The 2,175-nt window shown below is 70.3% G+C and carries 1 protein-coding gene; it reads left to right on the top strand.

The window, feature by feature from the left end; genetic code table 11:
• Positions 1-38 precede the first annotated feature (38 nt).
• Positions 39-2,175: polyketide synthase dehydratase domain-containing protein (locus E1285_RS44670; protein ID WP_347814137.1), on the top strand; the 2,137-nt coding region annotated here is incomplete at its 3' end.

The following is a 2,175-nucleotide window of genomic DNA, read 5'->3' as shown; positions in this document are numbered from 1 at the left end:
CGATCCGCGCCACCGAAACCCAGGTTCAGGCCCATCTGGTGGACGGGGTGGAGGTCGCGGCGGTCAACAGCCCGGACGGTGTGGTGATCTCCGGCCGCGAAGACGCGGTCGCCCAGGTCGCGGCGCAGTTCGACAGGGTGCGGCCGTTGCCGGTCTCGCATGCGTTCCATTCGGTGTTGATGGATCCGATGCTGGCCGAGTTCGAGGACATCGCCGCGAGCGTGTCCTACCGGCCGCCTGCGGTGCCGATCGTGTCCAACCTGACCGGCGAGGTGGCCGACCCCGAACAGTTGTGCACCCCGGCCTACTGGGTGCGGCACGTCCGCGAGGCCGTGCGTTTCCACGACGGTGTGCAGACCCTGCGCGGGCAGGGTGTGACCACCTTCCTGGAAATCGGACCCGACGCCGCGCTGACCGCCACGGCCGACCCCGGCGATGAGGCGGAGTTCGTGGCCGTCCAGCGCCGTGATCGGGATCAGGCCCGCCAACTGCTGTCGGCGGTCGGGGAACTGCACACCCGCGGTGTTCCGGTCGACTGGGCGGCGCTGTTCACCGGCGCCCAACGGGTCGACCTGCCCACCTACCCCTTCCAACGCCAGCGGTTCTGGCTTGATTCGGTCACCAGCCCGGCCGACCCCGCAGCGGCCGGGCAGCAGAACGCCGATCATCCGTTGCTGGCGGCCATGGTCGCGCTGCCCGGCAGCGACGGCACGGTCCTGACCGGGCGCCTGTCCCTGGACACCCATCCCTGGCTGGCCGACCACACCGTCACCGGCACCACCCTGCTGCCCGGCACCGCCTTCGTCGAACTCGCCCTCCACGCCGGCGACCAGGTCGACTGCCCGTCCCTGGACGAACTCACCCTGCACAACCCCCTACTCCTGTCGCCCGACCACGGCACCGCCATCCAAGTCACCGTGACCGGACCCCACGACACCGGCCACCGCACCATAGAAATCCACTCCCGCCCAGAGCACGCCCCGGACGCTACGTGGACTCTGCACGCGACTGGAGAGCTGGGACCGGACGCCGGCCCGGCCGAGCCGACCGGTATGGAGGTGTGGCCTCCGCAGGGAGCGACCAGCGTCGAGTTGGCCGATTGCTACGACCGGCTCGCCGACGATGGACTGCACTACGGACCGGCTTTCCAAGGCCTCCTGGCGGCCTGGCGGCGCGGCGGCGTCCTGTTCGCCGAGGTGGCCCTGCCGGGTGAGTTCTCCCAAGACGCCGACTCCTACCTGCTGCATCCGGCGTTGCTGGACGCTGCCCTGCACGTCGGGTCACTGGCGGGCGATGAGCCGGAAGGCCCCCGGGTCCCGTTCGCCTGGAGCGGAGTGCGGTTGCACGCAGCCGGTGCATCAGTGCTGCGGGTGCGTCTGTCGCTCGACGGACAAAGGCTGACACTGGCCGACGCAACGGGCGCCGCGGTGGCCACCGTGGATTCCCTGGTCACGCGGCCGATGTCCAGTGAGCAACTCGGCGCGCTGACGCGCGGCCCGCAGGAGTCCCTGTTCCGCATGACCTGGCCGGTGGCGCCCGGCTGTGACCCGATCGATGCCGGTTGGGCTCTGCTGGGGCCGGACGACTTGGACCTGGGCTTCGAGATGCAGTCCACCGACTTGGCGTCGCTCGCGGAGAAGGTCCCCGACATCGTCGTGACGTCATGTCTTCCGAATCCGGGCTTGGACGTCCCCGGTCAGGTAAGGCACACGTCGCATCGGGTGCTGGACCTGCTGCAGGAATGGCTGGCCGACGAACGGTGGGCTTCGGCTCGGCTGGTCTTGGTCACTCGTGGCGCCGTGGCCGTGGGATCGGAGCAGACCGCGCCCGACCCGGCGCAGGCTGCGGTATGGGGACTGGTGCGTTCGGCTCAAGCCGAGAACCCGGACCGGTTCGTGCTCGTGGACCTGGACGGCCGGTTCGAATCGTCGGTGGCTCTCACGGCGGCCGTCAGCTCCAGTGAGCCGCAGATGGCCATACGCGCCGGCGCCGTCCACGTCCCTCGCCTGGTGCGGGTAGCTGATGTGCCGGTGGAGGCGGTGTCGCGGTGGGATGCCGGTGGGGCGGTGCTGGTCACGGGCGGTACCGGTGGTTTGGGTGGTTTGGTGGCCCGGCATCTGGTGGCTGAGCACGGGGTGCGGCGTCTGGTGCTGGCCAGCCGTCGCGGTATGGACG

It is taken from the genome of Actinomadura sp. 7K507 (genome assembly GCF_004348425.1).
GTDB lineage: Bacteria > Actinomycetota > Actinomycetes > Streptosporangiales > Streptosporangiaceae > Spirillospora.
This window is presented reverse-complemented; position numbering and strand designations above follow the sequence as displayed.